This is a genomic window from Micromonospora chersina, assembly GCF_900091475.1.
In the GTDB taxonomy this organism is placed as follows: domain Bacteria; phylum Actinomycetota; class Actinomycetes; order Mycobacteriales; family Micromonosporaceae; genus Micromonospora; species Micromonospora chersina.
Genome location: NZ_FMIB01000002.1, coordinates 2,690,564 through 2,711,910, shown reverse-complemented (window position 1 = coordinate 2,711,910; position 21,347 = coordinate 2,690,564). Strand labels below are relative to the sequence as shown.

General features: G+C 73.7%; 20 protein-coding genes. 13 read left to right on the top strand and 7 right to left on the bottom strand.

Annotated elements, in window-relative coordinates; translation table 11 throughout:
• The first annotated feature begins 7 nt into the window (after positions 1-7).
• From GA0070603_RS12295 to GA0070603_RS12285, 3 genes are all read left to right on the top strand, one after another.
• Positions 8-1,363 carry a hemolysin family protein gene (locus GA0070603_RS12295; protein WP_091312022.1) on the top strand — a complete coding sequence of 452 codons (1,356 nt, stop codon included), beginning with the start codon at positions 8-10 and terminating at the stop codon, positions 1,361-1,363.
• Entirely contained in the window at positions 1,360-2,424 is a 1,065-nt protein-coding gene (locus tag GA0070603_RS12290; RefSeq protein ID WP_091312018.1) for a hemolysin family protein, read from the top strand. The genes GA0070603_RS12295 and GA0070603_RS12290 overlap by 4 nt, the downstream gene beginning before the upstream one ends.
• Before the next feature lie 88 nt (positions 2,425-2,512).
• Positions 2,513-3,439, top strand: a complete 927-nt coding sequence (locus tag GA0070603_RS12285) for a sporulation protein (protein ID WP_091312015.1) — start codon at positions 2,513-2,515, stop codon at positions 3,437-3,439.
• 17 nt (positions 3,440-3,456) lie between these two features.
• Here the strand turns inward: GA0070603_RS12285 and leuE are convergent, their stop codons facing one another.
• Entirely contained in the window at positions 3,457-4,125 is a 669-nt protein-coding gene (gene leuE / locus GA0070603_RS12280; RefSeq protein ID WP_091312012.1) for a leucine efflux protein LeuE, read from the bottom strand.
• Complete coding sequence (locus GA0070603_RS12275) at positions 4,122-5,369, bottom strand: bifunctional pyridoxamine 5'-phosphate oxidase family protein/GNAT family N-acetyltransferase (RefSeq protein ID WP_091321882.1); 1,248 nt, start codon at positions 5,367-5,369, stop codon at positions 4,122-4,124. The genes leuE and GA0070603_RS12275 overlap by 4 nt, the downstream gene beginning before the upstream one ends.
• A gap of 37 nt (positions 5,370-5,406) precedes the next feature.
• On the opposite strand from GA0070603_RS12275, the gene GA0070603_RS12270 reads away from it, so the two are divergent.
• Entirely contained in the window at positions 5,407-6,744 is a 1,338-nt protein-coding gene (locus GA0070603_RS12270; protein WP_091312010.1) for an aminotransferase class I/II-fold pyridoxal phosphate-dependent enzyme, read from the top strand.
• Positions 6,745-6,964: 220 nt separating this feature from the next.
• The gene (locus GA0070603_RS12265; protein WP_091312007.1) at positions 6,965-7,663 is read left to right on the top strand and encodes a UdgX family uracil-DNA binding protein; all 699 of its coding nucleotides are present in this window, start codon (positions 6,965-6,967) and stop codon (positions 7,661-7,663) included.
• On the opposite strand, the gene GA0070603_RS12260 is transcribed toward GA0070603_RS12265, so the two are convergent.
• On the bottom strand, positions 7,660-8,298 hold the full coding sequence (locus GA0070603_RS12260; RefSeq protein ID WP_091312004.1) for a 4a-hydroxytetrahydrobiopterin dehydratase: 639 nt from the start codon (positions 8,296-8,298) through the stop codon (positions 7,660-7,662). The genes GA0070603_RS12265 and GA0070603_RS12260 overlap by 4 nt on opposite strands.
• Positions 8,299-8,392: 94 nt before the next feature.
• Between GA0070603_RS12260 and GA0070603_RS12255 the strand changes: the two genes are divergently transcribed.
• Complete coding sequence (locus GA0070603_RS12255; RefSeq protein WP_139131868.1) at positions 8,393-9,130, top strand: GNAT family N-acetyltransferase; 738 nt, start codon at positions 8,393-8,395, stop codon at positions 9,128-9,130.
• A 37-nt stretch (positions 9,131-9,167) separates the two neighbouring features.
• Here GA0070603_RS12255 and GA0070603_RS12250 read toward each other — a convergent pair whose 3' ends face one another.
• From GA0070603_RS12250 to GA0070603_RS12235, 4 genes are read right to left on the bottom strand one after another with little or no spacing between them, the layout of a single operon-like run.
• A complete protein-coding gene (locus GA0070603_RS12250) occupies positions 9,168-9,980 on the bottom strand; it encodes an ABC transporter permease (protein ID WP_091311998.1) in 813 nt (270 codons plus the stop codon).
• The gene (locus GA0070603_RS12245) at positions 9,977-10,891 is read right to left on the bottom strand and encodes an ABC transporter permease (RefSeq protein ID WP_091311995.1); all 915 of its coding nucleotides are present in this window, start codon (positions 10,889-10,891) and stop codon (positions 9,977-9,979) included. The genes GA0070603_RS12250 and GA0070603_RS12245 overlap by 4 nt, the downstream gene beginning before the upstream one ends.
• 1 nt (position 10,892) lies before the next feature.
• A complete protein-coding gene (locus GA0070603_RS12240) occupies positions 10,893-12,092 on the bottom strand; it encodes an ABC transporter substrate-binding protein (RefSeq protein ID WP_091311992.1) in 1,200 nt (399 codons plus the stop codon).
• Positions 12,079-13,161, bottom strand: coding sequence for an ABC transporter ATP-binding protein (locus GA0070603_RS12235; RefSeq protein ID WP_091311988.1), 1,083 nt, complete (start codon positions 13,159-13,161; stop codon positions 12,079-12,081). Before GA0070603_RS12235 ends, GA0070603_RS12240 begins: the two co-directional genes overlap by 14 nt.
• Before the next feature lie 167 nt (positions 13,162-13,328).
• Between GA0070603_RS12235 and GA0070603_RS12230 the strand changes: the two genes are divergently transcribed.
• From GA0070603_RS12230 to rny, 7 genes are all read left to right on the top strand, one after another.
• Positions 13,329-14,471, top strand: a complete 1,143-nt coding sequence (locus GA0070603_RS12230; protein WP_091321880.1) for an acyl-CoA dehydrogenase family protein — start codon at positions 13,329-13,331, stop codon at positions 14,469-14,471.
• A 70-nt stretch (positions 14,472-14,541) separates the two neighbouring features.
• Positions 14,542-15,915, top strand: coding sequence for an MFS transporter (locus tag GA0070603_RS12225; protein ID WP_244282507.1), 1,374 nt, complete (start codon positions 14,542-14,544; stop codon positions 15,913-15,915).
• A gap of 3 nt (positions 15,916-15,918) precedes the next feature.
• Complete coding sequence (locus GA0070603_RS12220) at positions 15,919-16,119, top strand: DUF3046 domain-containing protein (protein WP_091311984.1); 201 nt, start codon at positions 15,919-15,921, stop codon at positions 16,117-16,119.
• Positions 16,120-16,303: 184 nt separating this feature from the next.
• Positions 16,304-17,350 (top strand): recombinase RecA, encoded by a 1,047-nt coding sequence (recA, locus tag GA0070603_RS12215; protein ID WP_091311980.1) that lies wholly within the window; start codon positions 16,304-16,306, stop codon positions 17,348-17,350.
• Positions 17,351-17,361: 11 nt separating this feature from the next.
• On the top strand, positions 17,362-18,060 hold the full coding sequence (locus GA0070603_RS12210; RefSeq protein WP_091311977.1) for a regulatory protein RecX: 699 nt from the start codon (positions 17,362-17,364) through the stop codon (positions 18,058-18,060).
• A 116-nt stretch (positions 18,061-18,176) separates the two neighbouring features.
• Positions 18,177-18,887: a 3-keto-5-aminohexanoate cleavage protein gene (locus GA0070603_RS12205; protein WP_341864932.1), complete on the top strand. Its 711-nt coding sequence runs from the start codon at positions 18,177-18,179 to the stop codon at positions 18,885-18,887.
• A 686-nt stretch (positions 18,888-19,573) separates the two neighbouring features.
• A complete protein-coding gene (rny, locus tag GA0070603_RS12200) occupies positions 19,574-21,340 on the top strand; it encodes a ribonuclease Y (RefSeq protein WP_091311974.1) in 1,767 nt (588 codons plus the stop codon).
• Positions 21,341-21,347 lie beyond the last annotated feature (7 nt).

Sequence of the window (21,347 nt, the reverse complement as noted above, 5' to 3'; positions counted from 1 at the left end):
ACCTCCCGTGTTGATCCTCGTCGGTCTCGTCCTCATCATCGTGCTCACCGCCGCCACCGGTTACTTCGTGGCCCAGGAGTTCGGTTACGTCGCCGTGGACCGGGGCAAGCTCAAGCAGCTCGCCGACGGCGGCGACCGTGCCGCCGCCCGGGCCCTGGAGGTGACCGGCCGGCTCTCGTTCATGCTCTCCGGAGCCCAGCTCGGCATCACCGTGACCGCCCTGCTTGTCGGTTACGCCGCCGAGCCGTACCTGGGCGCGGGGCTGGCCGACCTGCTCGGCGTCGCCGGGGTCTCCAGCGGGGTGGCGCTGCCGCTGTCGGTGGCGCTCGCCCTGATCATCGCCACCATCGTGCAGATGGTCCTCGGCGAGCTGGCCCCGAAGAACCTGGCCATCGCCCGCGCCGAGCCGCTCGCCCGGGCGCTCGCCGGGTCCACCCTCATGTACCTGCGGATCGCCGGACCGCTGATCACCCTCTTCGACCGGGCCGCCGTGCGGCTGCTCCGCCGGGTCGGCATCGAGCCGATCGAGGAGCTGCCCAGCGGCGCCACACCGGAGGACCTGGAACAGATCATCGCCGAGTCCCGGGAGGAGGGGCACCTCGACGCCGAGATGTCCGACCTGCTCGACCGGGGGCTCGACTTCCGGGAGCTGACCGCCGGGGAGGCCATGGTGCCCCGGGTCGACGTGCACACCGTACGGGCCGACGAGCCGGTGAGCCGGGTCGTCGAGCTGCTCGACACGGGCCACTCCCGGTTCCCGGTGCGCGGCGCCGAGGGCGTCGACGACCTCGTCGGCGTGATCGGCATCGCCGACGTGCTCGGGGTGCCGCCGGCCGAGCGGGCGACCACGCCGGTGTCGGCGGTGGCCGTACCCCCGTTGCTGGTGCCGGAGACGCTGCCGCTGCCGACGGTGCTGGACCGGCTCCGGGTCGGGCACCGGCAGCTCGCCTGCGTGGTCGACGAGTACGGCGGCTTCGCCGGCGTGATCACGCTGGAGGACATCGCCGAGGAGCTGGTCGGCCCGATCCGTGACGAGGACGACCCGCCGGAGCGGGCCCCGGCGCGGCAGGACGACGGGTCCTGGGTGGTGCCGGCCCGCTGGCGGATCGACGAGGTCGCCGACAGCACCGGCATCGCGCTGCCTGAGGCGCCCGAGTACGACACCCTCTCCGGCCTGGTCATGCGGGAGCTGGGCCGGGTGCCCGAGGTCGGCGACCGGCTGGAGATCGCCCTCGCCGTCGACGGTGAGGAGCCGGACGCCGAGCCGCGCGCCCTCGTCGAGGTGCTGGCCGTGGACCGGCACGTGGCCGACTCGGTCCGTCTCCGCACGACAGCCGGCGCGCACGGGGAGGAGGCCGCATGAGCCCCGGGTTCGCGCTCTTCTTCTCCGTGGTGCTCCTGGCGCTCAACGGCTTCTTCGTGGCGGCCGAGTTCGCGCTGGTCGCGGCCAAGCGGTACCGCCTGGAGCAGCTGGCCGTCGGTGGCGGCCGGGCGGCCCGCGCGGCGCTGGACGGCGTCCGCGAGCTGAGCCTCATGCTGGCCGGCGCGCAGCTCGGCATCACCCTGTGCACCCTGGGGCTCGGCGCGCTGGCCGAGCCGGCCATCGAGCACCTGCTCAGCCCGCTGCTGCACGCGGTCGGGCTGCCGGACGCGGTGAGCCACCTGGTCGGGCTGCTGTTCGCCCTGGCCCTGGTGACCTTCCTGCACCTGGTGGTCGGCGAGATGGCCCCGAAGTCCTGGGCGATCACCGACGCGGAGCGCTCGGCCATGCTGCTGGCGCTGCCGTTCCGGGCCTTCGCCCGGATCGCCCGTCCGGTGCTGTCCGCGCTCAACGCCCTGGCCAACGCCGTGCTGCGGCTGTTCGGAGTCCGCCAGCAGGACCAGCTCGCCCAGGTGCACGGCCCGGACGAGCTGCGGATCCTGCTGGAGCAGTCCCGCGAGCACGGGCTGCTCGGCGCCGAGCAGCACCAGATGCTGACGAGCATGCTGGAGTTGCAGGGCACCAGCGTGGCGCAGGTGATGGAGCCGTTCGACCGGATCGTCACGGTACGCCGGGACGACACCGCCGAGCGGATCGAGCACGTCTCCCGGGACAGCGGCCGGTCCCGGCTGGCCGTTGTCGACGCGGGCGGCGAGGTCTGCGGCCTCGTCCACGTCCGTGAGGCGGTCCGCGCGGTGACCACCGGCCGGCCGGCCGTCGCGGAGGAGCTGATGACCCCGGCGTTCACCCTGCCGGGCGAGGCGTCGGTCACCGAGGCGGTGGCCGCCATGCGGGGCCGCCAGGCCCAGTTGGCGCTTGTCAGCAACGGCGGTGGGCCGACCCGGCCGATCGGCTTCGTCGCGCTGGAGGACCTCCTCGAGGAGGTCATCGGCGAGTTCGACGACGAGACCGACCCGGTGCCCCGCGGCCGCCGTATGCGCTGATCGTCATCCGGGTGCGTCTGTTGCCGCTGGGGCGACAACAGACGCACCCGGATCGCATGGGGGAGCGGGCGGTGGGAATGCCCGCCGCATGCGGTTGACCGGGGTGTCGTCGGAGTCCGTGTGGACCGGGCTGTCGGTGAGCACCACGCTGCCCAACCCGAGCACCCGTCCCGGCCTCCGGCTCCCCGGCCGGGTCACGCTGGCGGCGGGCGGCAACCCCGTCGCCGTCCGGCACATCCGGCTCGGGCTGGTCGCCCAGGTCGAGCCGGAGGACCCGGAGTCGCCCCGCCGGCTGGTCCAGTACCACCAGGTGCCGATCGCCGGCCGGTTCGTGGTGCCGGCGGACCGGCGGCGGGCGGTGGACTTCGCGATACCGCTGCCGTGGGAGACCCCGGTGACCATCTTCGGCGGGGTGCCGCTGATGAGCCTGCGCACCGGGCTGCGTACCGAGGTGTCGGTCGACCCGGACCTGGACCAGGGCGCCATGGTGCCGGTCTTCGTGCATCCGATCCCCACCCAGCAGCACGTCCTCGCCGCGCTGGAGACCCTCGGTTTCGTCATGCGGCAGGCCGGGCTCCAGCAGGGCCGGCTGCCCGGCGTGGAGCAGGCGTTCCCGTTCCACCAGCGGCTGGGCTACTGGGTGGCCCCGCTCTACGCCGGCCCGATCACCGAGCTGGAGGTGATCTTCGTGACCAACGCGGCGGGGCTGGAGGTGCTGCTCTGGATCGACCGGCGACTCTCCCTGGCCGGGATCACCCACCAGAGCATCAGCCGGTTCCGGACCTGGCACGCGGGGGCGGACCGGCGGGACTGGGTGGCAGTCGTGGACGGCTGGCTGCGGCACGCCATCGACCGGCACGCGGCGGCCGCCGCGCACGCCGACTGGTCCGCCAGGATCAGTGAGTCCGCGCACGTGAGCCGCCCGCCCGACGAGCCGGTCGCCCCCGGCTACGGCCTCGGCGGCACGGCCGGCGGCGCGGGCGTCGGCGGTGGTGGTGGGGGCGACGGCACCTGAGCGGGGCCGCCGCGGGGTCAGACCGAGGCGGTGGCGAGCTTCAGGCTGAAGCCGAGGAAGAGCACCGCGATGGCCGTGGTGCCGGTCGCGGCGAGCCGCCGCCGGCGGTGGAACTGGGCGGCCAGGAAGGTGCCGGTGAGGATCAGCGCCGTGAGGTAGAGCGCGCTTGTCACCTGGGCGATCAGACCGAGCAGCAGGAAGGACAGCGCCGGCCAGGCGTACCCGGGGTCGACGAACTGGATGAAGAAGGAGATGAAGAAGAGGATCGCCTTCGGGTTGAGCAGGCTGATCACCAACGCCCGCCGGAACGGGCTGCGCACCGTCGCCGGCTCCGCCGCGTCGATCAGCCGCGGCGTCGCCGGGTCGTTGCGGTCGCGCCAGCGCCGCCACGCGCCGCGCAGCATGGCCAGGCCCAACCACCCGAGGTACGCGGCGCCGGCGCACTTGATCACGAGGAAGAGCGCCGGGTACGCCTTGAGCAGCGACGCCACCCCGGCGGCGGAGAGGAACATCAGCACCGAGTCGCCGACGAACACGCCCCCGGCGGCCCGGTAGCCGGCCGCCACGCCACGGCGCGCCGCCGTGGAGAGCACGAAGAGCGAGTTCGGCCCGGGCAGCAGCACGATGGCCACGGTGCCCAGCACGTACGTCCAGATGTCGGTGATCCCCAGCACGCCGGTCATCATGACGCCGCGGGCACCGCCGGACGAAGCCGTTCCCGCAGCCTGACCTGTGCGTTTGGCCACTCCTCGGCCAGCATCGAGTAGAGGGCGGACTCCCGCCAGGTGCCGTCGGCGCGCCGCCGGTTGGACCGCAGCGTCCCCTCGCGGACCGCGCCGAGCCGCTCGATGGCCCGCTGCGAGCGCTCGTTGAGGGAGCTGGTCTGCCAGGTGACCCGGATGGCGTCCAGCTCCTCGAAGGCCCGGGTGAGCAGCAGCAGCTTCGCCTCGGTGTTGATCCCGGTGCGCCACCACGGCCGGCCGAGCTGGGTGTAGCCGATCTCCACGGTCCGCAGCTCCGGGTCCGGCTGGTAGTAGGAGGTGGTACCGACGACGGCGCCGGTGACCGCGCAGCGCTGCACCCAGGGCATCCGCGCCCCGCGCCGGTGGGCGTCGAGCGCGGAGCGGACGTAGGCCGCCGTGTCCTCGACGCCGCCCGGGCGCGGGGTGCCGACGTACCGCCAGACCTCGTCGTCGTCGAGGGCGGCGTACAGCTCCTCGGCGTGGGACTCGTCGAGCGGCTCCAGCACGACGTGGTCGCCGCGCAGCACCACCGGCTCCAGCCACGGCGACGGGGCCGCCCGCAGGTACGCCGGCACCGGAGCGGTCACCCCGGCTGCCGGCTCCGGCACGCCCGCGGTGAGCCGCAGCGGCACCACCCCCGCCCAGTACGGCAGGTGGAGGTCGGCGGGATCGTCGTTGGCCCCGGCGGCCCGGGCGCGGACCGACACCTCGCGCAGCGGCAGCGCCAGCACGGCGGTCTCGGCCAGCTCGCGGCGGCTCGGCGGGCGGCTGTCCGTGCTCCGCCCGGCGGCCACCTTCTCCACCAGCGCGGTGAGCACGTCCCGCTTCTCCCGCTCGTCGGTCACCAGGCGGGCGGTGCCGTGCGCCACCACCGACCGGTAGTTGGCGCTGTGGTTGAACTGGGACCGGGCGAAGACCAGCCCGTCGAGCACCGTGACCGCGACGCAGACCGGCAGGCCGGCGTCGTCACGGGCGGCCAGCAGCGGCCGGCTGCCGGTGGAGCCGTGCAGGTAGAGGGTGTCGCCGATCCGCACGTGCAGGGTGGGCAGCACGCGCGGCTCGCCGTCCACGGTGAACCCGAGCGCGCAGTGGTACGCCTCGTCCAGCACGGCGTGCGCGGCGGCCTCGTCATAGCTCATCCGGGCCCGCATGCGGGTGGCGGTGGTCCGCTCGGTCGGGGGGTACATCGACATCCCACCTTCGTGCTAGTACAATCTCGGAACTGTGGCAGAACGTTATCAGATCAGCGGCTCCTCGTCGGCGGCGATTTCGGCGAGCGTGGAAACCGGCATCCGGGCCGGCGACCTCGCCCCGGGCGACGCCCTGCCCGCCGTCCGCGCCCTCGCCGCCGAGCTGGGCGTCAGCCCGGCGACCGTCGCGAAGGCGTACCAGGAGCTGCGGCAGCGCGGCCTGGTCGTCACCGCCGGCCGGCACGGCACCCGGGTCCGCCCCCGCCCGCCCGTGGCGAGCCGCCGCTCGGCGCTGATGCCCCCGCCGCTGCCCGGCGCCCGCGACGTCTCCGCCGGCAACCCCGACAGCCGGCTGCTGCCGCCGCTCGGCCCGCACCTGGCCGCGCTCGCCGCCGAGCTCCGCGCACCCGTCGGGTACGCGGCCAGCGCCGTCCTGCCCGAGCTGGCCGCCGCCGCCCGGGAGCGGCTCGCCACGGACGGGGTGCCGGCCGACGAGATCACCGTGACCGGTGGCGCGCTCGACGGCATCGAGCGGCTGCTCGCCGCCCACGTGCGCCCCGGCGACGCGGTCGCCGTCGAGGACCCCGGCTGGGCCAACCTGCTCGACCTGGTCGCCGCGCTCGGGCTGCGCGCCATCGGGGTGCCCGTCGACGACGAGGGCCCCACCGCGCCGGGGGTCCGCGCCGCGCTGGCCGCCGGCGCCCGCGCGCTGATCGTCACGAGCCGGGCCCAGAACCCCACCGGCGCCGCGGTCTCCGCCGGCCGGGCGGCCGAGCTGCGTGCGCTCCTCGCCGGCCGTGCCGACCTGCTGCTGATCGAGGACGACCACGCCGCCGAGCTGGCCCGCGTACCCCTGCACCCGCTTGCCGGGGCGACCCCGGCGTGGGCCTTCGTCCGGTCGGTGAGCAAGCCCTACGGCCCGGATCTGCGGCTCGCGGTGCTCGCCGGCGACGAGGCCACCGTGGCCCGGGTGGCCGGCCGGGCCCGGGTCGGCGCCGGCTGGGTCTCCACGGTGCTGCAACGCCTGGTCCTGGCGCTCTGGCGCGACCCGGCCACCGGCGGCCTCGTGCGCCGCGCGGCGGAGAGCTACGACCGGCGGCGCGACGGGCTTGTCGACGCCCTCGCGGCGCGCGGGCTGGCCGCCCACGGCCGGACCGGCATCAACGTGTGGGTGCCGGTGCCCGACGAGACGGTCGCGGTCACCGCCCTGCGGGACGCCGGCTGGTCGGTGGCCCCCGGCGCGCTGAACCGGATCGCCGCCGCGCCCGGTGTCCGCATCACCGTCAGCACGCTCGACGAGGCCGACCTCGGGCCGCTCGCCGACGCGGTGGCCCGCGCGGTCCGGCCGTCGCCCGCCGGCTTCAGCGCCTGAGCCGGGGCATGGCCCGGCCTTCGGCGGGTACCCGCGGCCGGGAGGTGCGTGGCATGGCAAGGAACGGATCCCGGACCGGTCTCTGGATCGGCGTGGCGGCGGTGGTGATCATCCTGGTGATCATCGCGATCGTGCTGGCCTCGCGCGGCGGTGGCGGCGGCTCCGGGTACTGACCCCGGCGCATCCGGCGTCGATGCCGAAACCGGTATATAAAGCAGGCATGGCCGAGACCGAGAGCGCCCCCGGAGCCCAGGAGTTCATCCCGCCGCAGGCGGACACCATCGACGAGCTGCGCGCCGCCGCGGCCGGCTGCCGGGGCTGCGAGCTCTACCGGGACGCCTCGCAGACGGTGTTCGGCCGCGGCGACGAGAGCGCCCGGGTGGTCCTCGTCGGCGAACAGCCCGGCGACCTGGAGGACCAGAAGGGGCTGCCGTTCGTCGGCCCCGCCGGCCGGCTGCTGCGCAAGGCGGTGGACGACGCCGGCATCGACACCGGTCAGATCTACCTCACCAACGCCGTCAAGCACTTCCGCTTCGAGATGCGCGGCAAGCGGCGGATCCACCAGACGCCGGACCGGGTGCACATCACCGCCTGCCGGCCCTGGCTGGTGGCCGAGTTCGCCCGGCTCCACCCGGAGATCGTGGTGGTGCTCGGCGCCACCGCCGCCAAGGCCCTGCTCGGCCCCACCTTCCGGGTGACGAAGCAGCGCGGCGAGCTGATGCCGTGGCCGGCCGCCGCCCAGCACCCGGAGGACTTCGCCCGGGTCCCGGTGGACAGCGCCGGCAAGGTCGCCGACGCCCCGGCGGCCCGGCTGCTGGCCACCATCCACCCCTCCGCGGTGCTGCGCGCCGACAACCAGGACGTCGCGTACGACGGGCTCGTCAAGGACCTGAAGGTGGCCGCCCGCGCGCTGCGCTAGGCGCGCCCCTGCCAGGTGCAGAGGCAGACCCGGTTGCCGTCGGAGTCGGCGAGCACCCAGAAGCACGGTGCCGCCGCGTCGCTGACAAGCGTCCCGCCGGCGGCGAGCGCGGCCTCGACGCGCGGCTGGACCTCCGCCGGGTCCACCCACACGTCCGGGTGCCAGCGCTGGCGGGGTTCGTCGCGGCCGGACTCCTGGAACCACACCGTGGGCAGCGCGCCGGCCGGATCCCGCACCTCGTCGCCGCGGTGCTCCAGGGCCAGCACCGCCCGCCAGAACGGCGCCACGGCGGCGAAGTCCGGACTGTCCAGGGCGAGTTCGAGCCGGGACACGCCGGTGCGGGCCGGCGACAGGCCGGCCTGGGCCGCGAGCGCGGAGACGGCCCGGGCCAGCCGGACGTCGCGGTCGGTGACGCCGCCCGCGTCGTGCGACCAGAGCCGCACGTCGACGTGGGTGTAGCGCAGATCCAGGTCGGGATGGTGGTCCCGCCGCTCGGCCTCGGCGCCGATGGCGTTCACCAGCGCCAGCCCGGCGGCGAAGTCCGGCGTACGGATCCGGGTCTGCAGGCCGCCCAGCAGGTAGGTCCAGCCGTCCAGTTGCTCGTCGGCGATCTGTTGTCCGGTCAGCGTGGTCATTCCGCCATGCTGGCGTACCCCGCCGGAACGGACCAGCCCGACGGCGGCGAAATGGACCTGCGCGACGGCGGTCGGCGGCCCTAGCGTCGGGGGCATGACGAGTGATCTTGAGCTGTCCGTCCGGAACGCCGCCGCCATGTGGACGGCACTCGCCGAGAGCCGCGGGCACCGGCTGTCGCGCCGGCCGGGATTCCTCGCCGTGCTGGGCGACGCGCCCGCCGGGCTGCGGATCCTCCTGCGCGACCCGGACCCGTCCCCGGACGACCGGGCCGCGCTGGCCGCGCTGGTCCGCGGGCGGACCGGTCCGGTCGTCGTCGAGGACCAGTACGCGCGCCTGGACCTCGCCGACCTCGGCCTCACCCCGCGCACCCTGCCGGTGATGATCCGCCGTCCCGGGCCGGTGCCCGACCCGTCGTTGCCGGTCACCCCGGTCGAGCACGCCGACCAACTGGCCGTCGCCGAGGACGTGGTGGTGCACGGCTTCCCGCTGGAGCCGTTCCAGCCCTACAGCCCCGGGCAGGCGTTCCCGCCCGCCCTGCTGGACCGGCCGGAGGTCCGGTTCTTCCTGGTCCACCGGAACGTCGCCGGCGCCACCGCGCGGGATGCCACGCCGGCCGGGGCCTGTCTGACCGTCCGGGACGAGGGCGTCGGCCTCTACTGGATGACCAGCCTGCCCGCGCACCGGTCCCGGGGCGTGGGCCGGGCCCTGCTGCACGGCGTGCTCGGCCGGTTCGGCGACGTACCCGTGACGCTCACCGCGGCCCGCGCCGGCCGCCCGCTCTACGACTCGCTCGGCTTCGTTCCGGTGGCCGACGCCACCTGGTGGGGCTGAGCCGGCGGCGCCGGGGAGCGTGGGCGGCGGCGGGCGGTCAGAGGCGGCCGCCGCTGGCCGTGTCGGAGAGCCGCTGGGCCAGGTAGATCGGCACCACCGAGGCGACGATGAGCACGGCGGCCACCACGTTGATGACCGGCGCCTGGTTCGGCCGGAACAGGTTGCTGAAGATCCAGATCGGCAGGGTCTGCACGCCCGGACCGGCGGTGAACGTGGTGACGATGATCTCGTCGAAGGAGAGGCCGAACGCCAGCAGCGCGCCGGCCAGCAGCGCCGAGCGCAGCACCGGGAACGTCACGTACCGGAAGGTCTGCCAGCCGTCGGCGCCCAGGTCGGCCGACGCCTCCTGGAGGTTGCCGCCGGACCGGCGCAGCCGGGCCAGCACGTTGTTGTAGACGACGACCACGCAGAACGTCGCGTGCCCGACGATGACCGAGAAGAGCCCCTTGCCGATGCCGAGCGGGGCCATCACCGAGCGGAACGCGGTGTCCAGGGCGATGCCGGTGACGATGCCGGGCAGTGCGATCGGCAGCACGACCAGCAGCGACACGGTCTCCCGACCGAAGAACCGGTACCGCTGCACGGCGAAGGCGACCAGGGAGCCGAGCAGCAGCGCGACGCCCGTCGCACCCAGCCCGGCCTGGACCGACGTCCACAGCGCCTCCCGGGCGCCCGCGTTCTCCCAGGCGCGCACCCACCACTCCGTGGTCCAGCGGGGCGGGGGCCAGGCGAACGTGCGGTCGGCGTTGAACGAGTTGACCAGCACGATGGACAGCGGCAGGTAGATGAAGGCCAGGCCGAGCGCCATCGCGCCGCGCAGCAGCCAGCGCGCCGACCGGGAGAGCGTCACAACTCCTCCAGGGCCCCGGACCGCCGTACGGCGACCAGGTAGACGACCATGATCAGGACCGGGATGGTGGCCAGCGCCGCGGCGAACGGGAGGTTGTTCGCCGCCCCGATGTTGACGTAGACGAGGTTGCCGATGAGCTGCGTCTTGCCGCCCACGATCTGCACGGTGATGTAGTCGCCCAGCGAGAGCGAGAAGGTGAAGATCGAGCCGGCGATCACCGAGGGGACCACCACCGGCAGCACCACGGCGCGGAACGTCCGGCCCGCCCGGGCACCGAGGTCGGCCGACGCCTCCAGCAGCGAGTCGGGCAGCCGCTCCAGGCCCGCGTAGATCGGCAGGATCATGTACGGCAGCCAGAGGTAGGCCAGCACCAGCACTGTCGCGCCCAGCCCGTACCCGGGGCCGCTGCCCGGCCCGCCGAACAGCCAGTCCACCGGCCCGCCGTTGGCCAGCAGCACCCGCCAGGCGTACGCCTTGACCAGGTAGCTGGCCCAGAGCGGGGTGAGGATGGCGACCACCAGCCAGCGCCGGTGGCGGGGCTTGGCGACCTTCGCCATGTAGAAGGCCATCGGCAGGGCGATCAGCGTGTCGATCACGGTCACCCCGGCGGCCACGCCGACGCTGCGCAGCGCGACCGTCCGGTAGACCTCGTCGGTGACGATGGTGCGGAAGTTGTCCAGCGTGGGCTGGCGGACGACCTCCCCGGTGAACCCGTTGACCGTCCAGAGTGCCGAGACGAACAGCACGGCCAGCGAACCCAGGTAGGCGACCACCAGCCAGAACAGCGGCGCGGTGAGCAGGGCGGCGAGGCGTACCCCGGCGTGCCGGTGCAGCCAGGCCGAGAGCCGGCGGACCGGCCCGCGGAGGGCGGTGGTGCCGCCCGCGGGCCGGTCGAGCGTGGAAGTGGCCACCTCAGCCCTTGATCGTCGTCCAGGCCTGGGTCCAGGCCGCGTAGTCCTTGCACTTCACGTCGGTACGCCCGTCCAGGCACTGCTGCACCGGGGTGTTCCAGTACCAGACCTTGTCGAAGTAGGACTCGTCCTCGGCGTGGTACGTCGCGCAGTGGTTCTTGTCGGCGGTCTCGGCGCAGGCCAGCTTGTTGGACGGCGCCTCGCCGAACCACTCGGCGACCGCAGCGTTGGCCTTCGGCGAGATGATGTGGTCCATCCAGCGGTACGCGCAGTTCGGGTGCTTCGCCTTGGCGGAGACCATCCAGGTGTCGGACCAGCCGGTCGCCCCCTCCTCGGGAAGGATCGCCTCGACCGGGGCCTTGTCGGCGGTGGCCAGGTTGGCGATGACCTGCCAGGTGGTGCCGAGTACCGAGTTGCCGGCCTTGAAGGCCTGCACCTCCTTGGTGTAGTCCGACCAGTACTCGCCGATCAGCTCGTTCTGCTTCTTCAGCAGGTCGACGGCTGCGGCGAACTGCTTGTCGTCCAGCGCGTACGGGTTCTTGATGCCCAGTTCCGGCCGGTGCTTCATCAGGTAGAGCGCCGCGTCGGCGAGGTAGATCGGCGAGTCGTACGCGGTGATCTTCCCCTTGTAGGGCGAGTTGGCGTCGAACACCGCGCCCCAGGAGGTCGGGGCGGGCTTGACCACGTCGGTGCGGTACATCAGCAGGTTCGCGCCGCGCCCGTGCGGGACGCCGTAGGCCACCCCGTCGACGGAGTTCCACTGCTTGAGCTTGAGCCCGTCGAAGACGTCCTTGTAGTTGCTGATCAGGTCGGTGTTCACCGGGGCGACGTCGCCCCCGTAGATCAGCCGCAGCGAGGCGTCCCCGGAGGCGGAGACCACGTCGTACTCGCCGGTCTTCATCAGGGTCACCATCTCGTCGGAGGTGCCGGCGACCTTGACGTTGACCTGGCAGCCCGACTGCTTCTCGAAGTCGGTGACCCAGTCCACCTTCGGATCGGTGGAGCCGTCCTCGACGTACCCGGCCCAGGCGACGACGTTCACCTGTCCCTCGCCGGCGCCCAGCGCCGCGAGCTTGTCGATCCTGGGCGGCTTGATGCCGCCCGGACCGGAGCCGCCGGTGGTCGTGCCGCCGTCGCCGCAGCCGGTCAGGGCCAGCAGGCCGACCGCGGCGAGCGCGGTGAGGGTTCTACCGGTACGCATGAGCGCTCTCCTTCGCAAGGGGGGTCGGTACGGCGGGGACAGGTACGGCCACGGCGTGCTCGGTGCGCCAGGCCAGGCGGACCGGGGTGCCGCGCAGTGCCGCCACGTCGGCCGAGGAGGTGGTCAGGTTCTGTTGCGTCACGACCAGCCGGGCGCCGGCGTCGAGGTCGACGACGAACCGGGTGCTCGCCCCGGCGTAGACGACCTCGGCCACCCTGCCGGTGGCCGACGTCTCCTCGTCGGTGGCGGGCGACCCGTCGAGCCGGATCTTCTCCGGCCGGATGGAGAAGGTGCCGTCGCGGCCGAGCACCGTGCGGGCCGCTTCGCCACTGAGCAGGTTGGACGTGCCGACGAAACCGGCGACGAACGGTGAGGCGGGCCGCTCGTAGACCTCGGCGGGCGTGCCCACCTGGGCGATCCGGCCGTTCTCGAAGACCGCCACCCGGTCGCTCATGGTGAGCGCCTCCTCCTGGTCGTGGGTGACGAAGACGAAGGTGATGCCCACCTCCCGCTGGAGCGCCTTCAACTCCACCTGCATCTGCTCGCGCAACTTCAGGTCCAGCGCGCCGAGCGGTTCGTCGAGCAGGAGCACCTTCGGCCGGACGACCAGCGCGCGGGCCAGGGCCACCCGCTGCCGTTGCCCGCCGGAGAGCGCGGCCGGTCGCCGGTCGGCCAGACCGTCGAGCCGTACGCCCCGCAGCGCCTCCGCGGCCCGGGCCCGGCGCTCGGCGCGGCCCACCTTGCGCACCCGCAGCCCGTACTCGACGTTCTGCCGCACGGTCATGTGCGGGAACAGCGCGTAGTCCTGGAAGACGGTGTTGACGTCCCGCTCGAACGGGGCCAGCCGGGTGACGTCACGCCCGCCGAGCAGCACGCTCCCGGCGGTCGGTGGCTCGAACCCGGCGATCATGCGGAGCACGGTCGTCTTGCCCGAGCCGGACGGCCCGAGCATCGAGAAGAACTCGCCGTCGGCGATGTCCAGATCGACGCCGACCACCGCCTCCACCGTGCCGAACGACTTGCGCAGCCCACGGAGGGAGACGGCGGGGGTGGCGGGCCCGGCTGACATGGGCGCTCCTCAGTCCTACGGTTAACGTTGCGCGAGCGAACCAGGGTCCACGGAAATCGTGCCGTGAGAATAGAGCCGCAACGGATAGCGTCGTCAAGAGCTGATGGCGGTTTGCCTTGCCGGGCGACCCCTTCCCGCCGACCGCCCCGGCGGGCACACTCGTCGCCATGGAGCAGCACCTGTACGAACCCGTCCACGAAGAGTTCCGGGACCTGTGCCGTCAGTTCCTCGCCCGGGAGGCCGTGCCGCACCACGACCGCTGGGAGGCCGACGGGATCGTCGACCGGGAGGTGTGGCGCACGGCGGGCGCGGCCGGGCTGCTCGGCATGGACGTGGACCCCGAGCACGGCGGCGGTGGGCAGCGGGACTTCCGGTTCAACGCGGTGCTCGACGAGGAGATCATCGCGGCCGGCTGCACCGGGCTGGGCTTCGGGCTGCACAACGACGTGGTGGCCCCGTACCTGACCGAGCTGACCACCGACGACCAGCGCAAGCGCTGGCTGCCGGGCTTCTGCTCCGGCGACCTGGTCACCGCCATCGCCATGAGCGAGCCGGGGGCGGGCAGCGACCTGGCCGGCATCCGCACGAGCGCGGTCCGCGACGGCGACAGCTGGGTGCTCAACGGGCAGAAGACGTTCATCACCAACGGCGAGCTGGCCGACCTCGTGGTGGTGGTCGCCAAGACCGCCCCCGACCAGGGCGCGCACGGGGTGAGCCTCATCGTGGTGGAGACCGGCACGCCCGGCTTCGGCCGGGGCCGGCGGCTGGCCAAGGTCGGCCTCAAGGCCAACGACACAGCCGAGCTGTTCTTCGACGACTGCCGGGTGCCGGCGGAGAACCTCATCGGCACCGAGAACCACGGCTTCTACCACCTGATGGCCAACCTGCCCCGCGAGCGGCTGAGCATCGCGGTGGCCGCGGTGGCGGCGGCGGAGAAACTGCTCGCGCTCACCCTCGACTACGCCCGCTCGCGGGAGGCGTTCGGCCGGCCGATCGGGCGGTTCCAGCACAACCGGTTCCTCCTGGCCGAGCTGGACACCGAGGTCACCATCGCGCGGACCTTCGTCAACCACTGCGTGGCCGAGTACAACGCCGGCCGGCTCTCGGTGACCGACGCGGCGAAGGCCAAGTGGTGGACCACCGAGCTGCAGAACAAGGTGGCCGACCGTTGCGTGCAGCTGCACGGCGGCTACGGCTTCATGCTGGAGTACCCGGTCGCGAAGGCCTGGCTGGACAGCCGGGTGCAGACGATCTACGGCGGCACCACCGAGATCATGAAGGAGATCATCGGCCGGGGGCTCGGCCTGTAGCGAAACCGGGTGCCGGGGGGCCGGTCGGGTGCGGGAGGATGGGTCACCCCTTACCCGAGGAGCACCCGTCATGGCCACCGACCTGACCACGCCGGCCCCGAGCCGGCTCGACGTCGCCCCGATCCAGCGGCGCACCGTCCGGCTGCTCTTCCTCACCCAGATCATCGGCGGCATCGGCGTCACCATCGGCATCTCGGTCGGCGCGCTGCTCGCCGCCCGGGTCGCCGGCACCGCCCTGGCCGGGGTGGCGCAGAGCGCCGGGGTGGTCGGCGCCGCGCTGCTCGCCGTGCCGGTCACCCGGATCATGGCGGCCCGGGGGCGGCGGCCGGGGCTGGTCACCGCGTACCTGGTCGGGGCGGTCGGTGGCGTGCTCGTGGTGGTCTCCACCGTGCTGCACCTGGTGCCGCTGCTCTTCCTCGGCATGCTGCTCTTCGGCGGCGGCACGGCGGCCAACCTCCAGGCCCGCTACACGGCAGTGGACCTGGCCGAGCCGGCCCGCCGGGGGCGCCAGCTCTCGCTCGTCGTCTGGGCCACCACCATCGGCGCCGTGGCCGCGCCCAACTTCGCCGCGCTCGCCGACGCCACCACCCGCGGCTGGGGCCTGCCGGCGCTGGCCGGCCCGTTCGCCTTCAGCGCCGCCGCGTTCGTGCTGGCCGCCGCCGTGCTGGCGGTGCTGCTCCGGCCGGACCCCCTGCTCACCGCGCGCCGGCTGGCGGCCGAGAGCCCGGCCGACCCGGGCGCCGCGCCGGGCTCGTCGGCCCGGCGCCGCGGGGGCATGGTCGCGGCCTGGGGCACGGTACGCGACCGGCCCGCCGCCCGCCTGGGCATCGCCGCGGTCGCCGTGGGCCACCTCGTGATGGTCGCCGTGATGTCGATGACCCCGGTACGCCTCGGCGAGTCCCACTCCGACGCGGACGTGCTGCGGGTGGTCGGCATCGTGCTGAGCCTGCACATCGCCGGCATGTACGCGCTCTCCCCGCTGGTCGGCTGGCTCACCGACCGGCTGGGCCGGCGTCCGGTGATCCTCGGCGGGGTGGCCCTGCTGCTGGCCGCCTGCGCGGTCGCCGGCACCGCCGGGCACCACACGCCGCTGCTCTCGGTGGGTCTGGCCCTGCTCGGGCTGGGCTGGTCGGGCACCATGGTGGCCGGCTCGACGCTGCTGTCCGAGTCGGTGCCCACCGCCGACCGGCCCGGCGTGCAGGGCCTGTCCGACCTGGTCATGGGGCTGGCCGGGGCGGGCGCGGCGGCGGCGAGCGGGTTTGTCATGCGGGCCGCGGGTTATCCGACCCTGACCCTGCTGGCGGCGATCGCGGTGGTGCCGCTGGTGGCGCTAGCGTTGCGTCCGGCGCCGGTCGGTGCGCCGGAGGAACTCGGGCGTCCGGCGGACGGGGTGCCCGTCAAGCTCCGGCGTCCCTCGGACGACCTGCGCGACAAGGAGGAGTGACACGTGCGGCTGACCGACTTCTGGGCACGGCTGGAGGAGGCGTTCGGGCCGGGCTACGCGGCCAGCATCGCCAGCGACCAGGTGCTGTCCCAGCTCGGCGGGCGGACCATCGAGCAGGCCCTCGCGGGGGGTGAGGAGACGCACGTGGTGTGGCGCGCGGTGGTGGCCGCGTATCCCGACCGGGTGCCCGCACGGCTACGGTGAGCAGCCTTTTCGCCGGTTCCGCGTGTCGCTTGTCGAGTCGTACACCTGTTCGGCTATTGTCCACAGCGGGGTGCTCGTCCACAGCTCGCGGCCCGTCGGCTGGTTTTCTGTCGGACCCAGCGCCTAGCGTGTCCGCGTGACGCGAAGCTCAGGAAAGACGCCGGCGAAGGCAGGGGTGGCAACGATGGCGGCAGGGCCGGACCGGGAGAAGGCACTCGACCTTGCTCTCGCTCAGATCGACAAGCAGTTCGGCAAGGGTTCGGTGATGCGGCTGGGGGAGCGGCCCGTCGTGCAGACGGCCGTCATCCCGACCAGCTCCATCGCGCTCGACGTGGCGCTCGGCGTGGGCGGCCTGCCCCGCGGCCGGGTCGTCGAGATCTACGGCCCGGAGTCCAGCGGTAAGACCACGGTCGCCCTGCACGCGGTGGCCAACGCCCAGCGGGCCGGCGGCATCGCCGCCTTCATCGACGCCGAGCACGCGCTCGACCCGGAGTACGCGAAGGCCCTCGGCGTCGACACCGACGCCCTGCTGGTCTCCCAGCCGGACACCGGCGAGCAGGCGCTGGAGATCGCCGACATGCTGGTCCGCTCCGGCGCCATCGACATCATCGTGATCGACTCGGTGGCCGCCCTGGTGCCGCGCGCCGAGATCGAGGGCGAGATGGGCGACAGCCACGTGGGTCTCCAGGCCCGGCTCATGAGCCAGGCGCTCCGGAAGATCACCGGCGTGCTCAACAACACCGGCACCACGGCGATCTTCATCAACCAGCTCCGCGAGAAGATCGGCGTGATGTTCGGCAGCCCGGAGACCACGACCGGTGGTCGGGCGCTGAAGTTCTACGCCTCGGTCCGGCTCGACGTGCGCCGCATCGAGAGCCTCAAGGACGGCACCGACGTGGTCGGTAACCGCACCCGGGTCAAGGTCGTGAAGAACAAGGTCGCCGCGCCGTTCAAGCAGGCCGAGTTCGACATCATGTACGGCAAGGGCATCTCCCGCGAGGGCTCGCTGATCGACGTCGGCGTGGAGCAGGCGATCATCCGCAAGTCCGGCGCCTGGTACACCTACGACGGCGACCAGCTCGGCCAGGGCAAGGAGAAGGCCCGCGAGTTCCTCCGGGAGAACCCGGACGTGGCGGCCGAGATCGAGAAGAAGATCCTGGAGAAGCTCGGCGTCGGCACCGGCGCGGGCGACGCCGCCGGCGGGCCGGACCTGCCGCCGGTCGACTTCTGATCCGCTGACCCGTGGCAGGACGACGCGCCCGTACGGGGCGGGGCTGGGACGCCAGCCCGCCCCGCACGGGTGACGCGAACACTCCACCCCCGCCCCGTCGCGGTCGCCGGGGCCGGGCCGAGGAGCCCGACACCGAGGCGACGCCCGCGCCGCCTCGCGACGAGGCCGAGGTGGCCCGGGAGATCTGCCTCCGGCAGCTCGCGGTCCGGCCGCGCACCCGCGCGGAGCTGGCCGGCGCCCTGGCGAAGCGGGGCATCTCCGAGGAGATCGCCGAACAGGTCCTCGACCGCTACGACGAGGTCGGCATCGTGGACGACGCCGCCTTCGCCCGGGCCTGGGTGAGCAGCCGGCACACCGGCCGCGGGCTGGCCCGGCGGGCGCTCGCCAACGAGCTGCGCCAGCGCGGCGTCGACGGCGAGGTGGCCGGCGAGGCCCTCGACGAGATCGACGAGGAGACCGAGGCGGAGACCGCCCGGGCCCTGGTGGACCGGAAGCTGCGCACCGCCCGGGGCGAGCCCGACGCCGTGTTCCGCCGCCTGGTCGGCATGCTGGCCCGCAAGGGCTACCCGGCCGGCGTGGCCATCCGGGCGGTCAAGGACGCGCTGGCCGCGCAGAGCGCCGAGGCGGCCGAGTTCGCCGAGCACATCGACGCCGACGCCCTCGCCGACGCCGAGAACGACCTCGACCAGACGACCCGCCCCCTTGACTGACCCGACCGCCCGCGCCCTCGCCCGCGCCTCCGGCTCGCCTCGTCGATCATGAAGTTATTGCCCGGCGCACCGGCGTGTCGGGGCAATAACTCCATGATCGACTTCCGGGGAGGTAGGTGGGCGTGTTGAAGGGCTGTTTGAACGGGGGGCGGCTCAGGGCCGAGCATTCTGCCGTGCCCCTGACGCCCGGCCAGTTGGCTGCCGACGCCGTTCGGTGTGCGGAGGTGGGGGTGGCGGCGGTGCACGTGCACCCGCGTGATGAGCGTGGCGCCGAGTCCCTCGACCCCGCCGTGATCGCCGCGGCCGTCACCGCGATCCGGGCCGCCCGGCCCGGCCTCCCCGTCGGGGTGAGCACCGGCGCCTGGATCGCCCCCGAGCCCGCCGACCGGGTGGCCGCCGTACGCGCCTGGACGGTGCTGCCCGACTTCGCCTCGGTCAACGCCCACGAGCCCGGCGCGGCGGCCGTCGCGGCGGCCCTGCACGAGCGGGGTGTCATGGTCGAGGCCGGCCTCTGGACGGTGGCGGCGGTCGACGCCTGGCGCCGCTGGCCGGTGCCGACCGGGCGGGTTCTCGTCGAGTGCCTGGCCGAACCTGTCGACGTTGCTCTCGCCGACGCCGCCGCCATCCTCGCCGCGCTACCCACCGATCCCCCGCCGGTGCTGCTGCACGGGGAGGGCCCGGCGACGTGGCCGGTGCTCGCCGAGGCGGTCCGCCGGGGCCTGGACACCCGGATCGGCCTGGAGGACACCCTCGTGCTGCCGGACGGCAGCGTCGCCCCGGACAACCCCGCGCTGGTGAGCGCCGCCCGCGCCCTCGGCGCCCGCTGAGCGGGGCGCCGCACCCTCCCGGTAAGTCGGAACCGGGTGCAACGTGAGTCACCTTTGCGGAAAGTTGCCGGGCTGCCGACCGTGACGGCAGGTCACCTCGAGCGGCGGCCGGTGACGGTCGCGTTGCGGCTCTGAGCAGGTCGGGAACGTGACCGAGGCGGCCGCAGCGGGGGAAGTTTGTCCGGCCGTGTCCGGCATCTGGACACCTCTGCGTGACGCCGCAACTTCTCTCCGTCCGGGTGGTTTGATCATGAGTTCTTGACCGAACGGCCCCCGGAGACCTAGCCTCGCCATACAGGCTCACTTTGCCCGACCAGCGCAGGCTAAGCGCACAACATAGATCGCGTAACAGAACAGCATCACTTTGGCCAGCTTCACGGGCCTTTGACGGCAAGCTCCGGACGGCCGGTCCGGAGCCGACCGACAACTGCAACCGGCCGCCGGCGATGCCCTCGCGTGGGCACCGCCGACGGAAAGCTACCCACAGCCAGCCGCTCCGGTCGGGCGTCCAGAGTCGCAGGTGCGTGCCCAGTCGCACGCCGCCTGCGGCGCCGACGTTCAGGGGAGGCGGCCATGGCGGGGCGGCACAGGTTCACCGGCGGTCTTCCAGGCGCTGCCGGCCGCTCCTCGCCGGGTGGTCGCCCGGCCCGGGCCGCTGAGGGTGCGCACCGGTTCGGAGCGGCCGCATGACCGCCTTCAACGTCGTCATCCTGGTCGTGGTGCTGCTGCTCGTCGTGGTGGTGGTCGGCGCCGTCCTGTTCGGCGTGCGCACCCTGCGGCGGCTCAGCCTCGCCCCGGCCCCGGAGGATCCGGCCTTCATCGCCGAGAAGGACCGCCAGGAGCAGTCCCTGGCGGCCCTGCGCAGCGCCGCCGACGAGGCGAACAGCACCATCGACGTGGCGAAGTCGGCCGCCGCCGCGGCCCGCGCCGAGGCGGCCGCCGCCAAGGCCGAGGCGAAGGCGGCCCGGGCCGAGGCGCGGCGGGTGCTCGACGACGCCCGGGCCGAGGCCGACACGGTGCTGGAGCGGGCGCACAGGCAGGCCGAGGCGGACGCCGAGCAGCTTCGCGCCACCGCCCGGCGCAGCGGCGAGCGGGAGGTGGCGGTGCTCGCCGCGACCACCCGGGAGCAGGCCGCCGAGGTCGAGCGGCGGGCCGCCCGGATGGACGAGCGGGAGCGGCTGCACACCGAGGAGGTGGAGCGGCTCGCCGAGCGGGAGCGGCAGCTCACCGCCGCCAGCGCCGCGCTCGCGGCGCGGGAGGCCGCCCTGGTGGAGCGGGAGCAGGCGCTCGCCGAGGCGGAGGAGCAGCGCCGCCGGGAGCTGGAGCGGGTGGCCGGCCTGACCGCCGACACGGCCCGGGCCGAGCTGGTCGAGTCCATCGAGGGGCAGGCCAAGCGGGAGGCCGCGCTGCTGGTCCGGGAGATCGAGGCCGACGCGCGGAACACCGCCGAGCAGCGCGCCCGGCACATCGTGGTCGACGCCATCCAGCGGGTCGCCAGCGAGCAGACCGCGGAGAGCGTGGTCAGCGTCCTGCACCTGCCCGGGGACGAGATGAAGGGGCGGATCATCGGCCGGGAGGGGCGCAACATCCGCGCCTTCGAGTCGGTCACCGGGGTCAACCTGATCATCGACGACACGCCCGAGGCGGTCCTGCTCTCCTGCTTCGACCCGGTACGCCGGGAGGTCGGCCGGCTCACCCTGGAGAAGCTGGTGCTGGACGGCCGGATCCACCCGCACCGGATCGAGGAGGTCTACGACCTGGCCCGGCACGAGGTCGAGGAGCTCTGCCACCGGGCCGCCGAGGACGCCCTGGTCGAGGTCGGCATCACCGAGATCCACCCGGAGCTGGTCACCCTGCTGGGCCGGCTGCGCTACCGGACGTCGTACGGGCAGAACGTGCTCAAGCACCTCGTGGAGACCGCGCACATCGCCGGGATCATGGCCGCCGAGCTGCGTCTGGACGTGCCCACCATCAAGCGTTGCGCCTTCCTGCACGACATCGGCAAGGCGCTCACCCACGAGGTGGAGGGCAGCCACGCCATCATCGGCGCCGACCTGGCCCGCAAGTACGGGGAGAGCGAGGACGTGGTGCACGCCATCGAGGCGCACCACAACGAGGTGCCGCCGCAGACCATCGAGGCGGTGCTCACCCAGGCGTCGGACGCCTGCTCCGGCGGGCGGCCGGGGGCGCGGCGGGAGAGCCTGGAGGCGTACGTGAAGCGGCTGGAGCGGATCGAGGAGATCGCGGCCGGCAAGCTCGGCGTCGAGAAGGTCTTCGCCATGCAGGCCGGCCGCGAGATCCGGGTGATGGTCAAGCCGGAGGACGTGGACGACATCGGCGCGGCGGTGCTGGCCCGGGACGTGGCCAAGCAGATCGAGGAGGAGCTGACCTACCCCGGTCAGATCCGAGTGACAGTGGTCCGCGAGTCCCGGGTCACCGAGATCGCCCGCTGAACCGGGC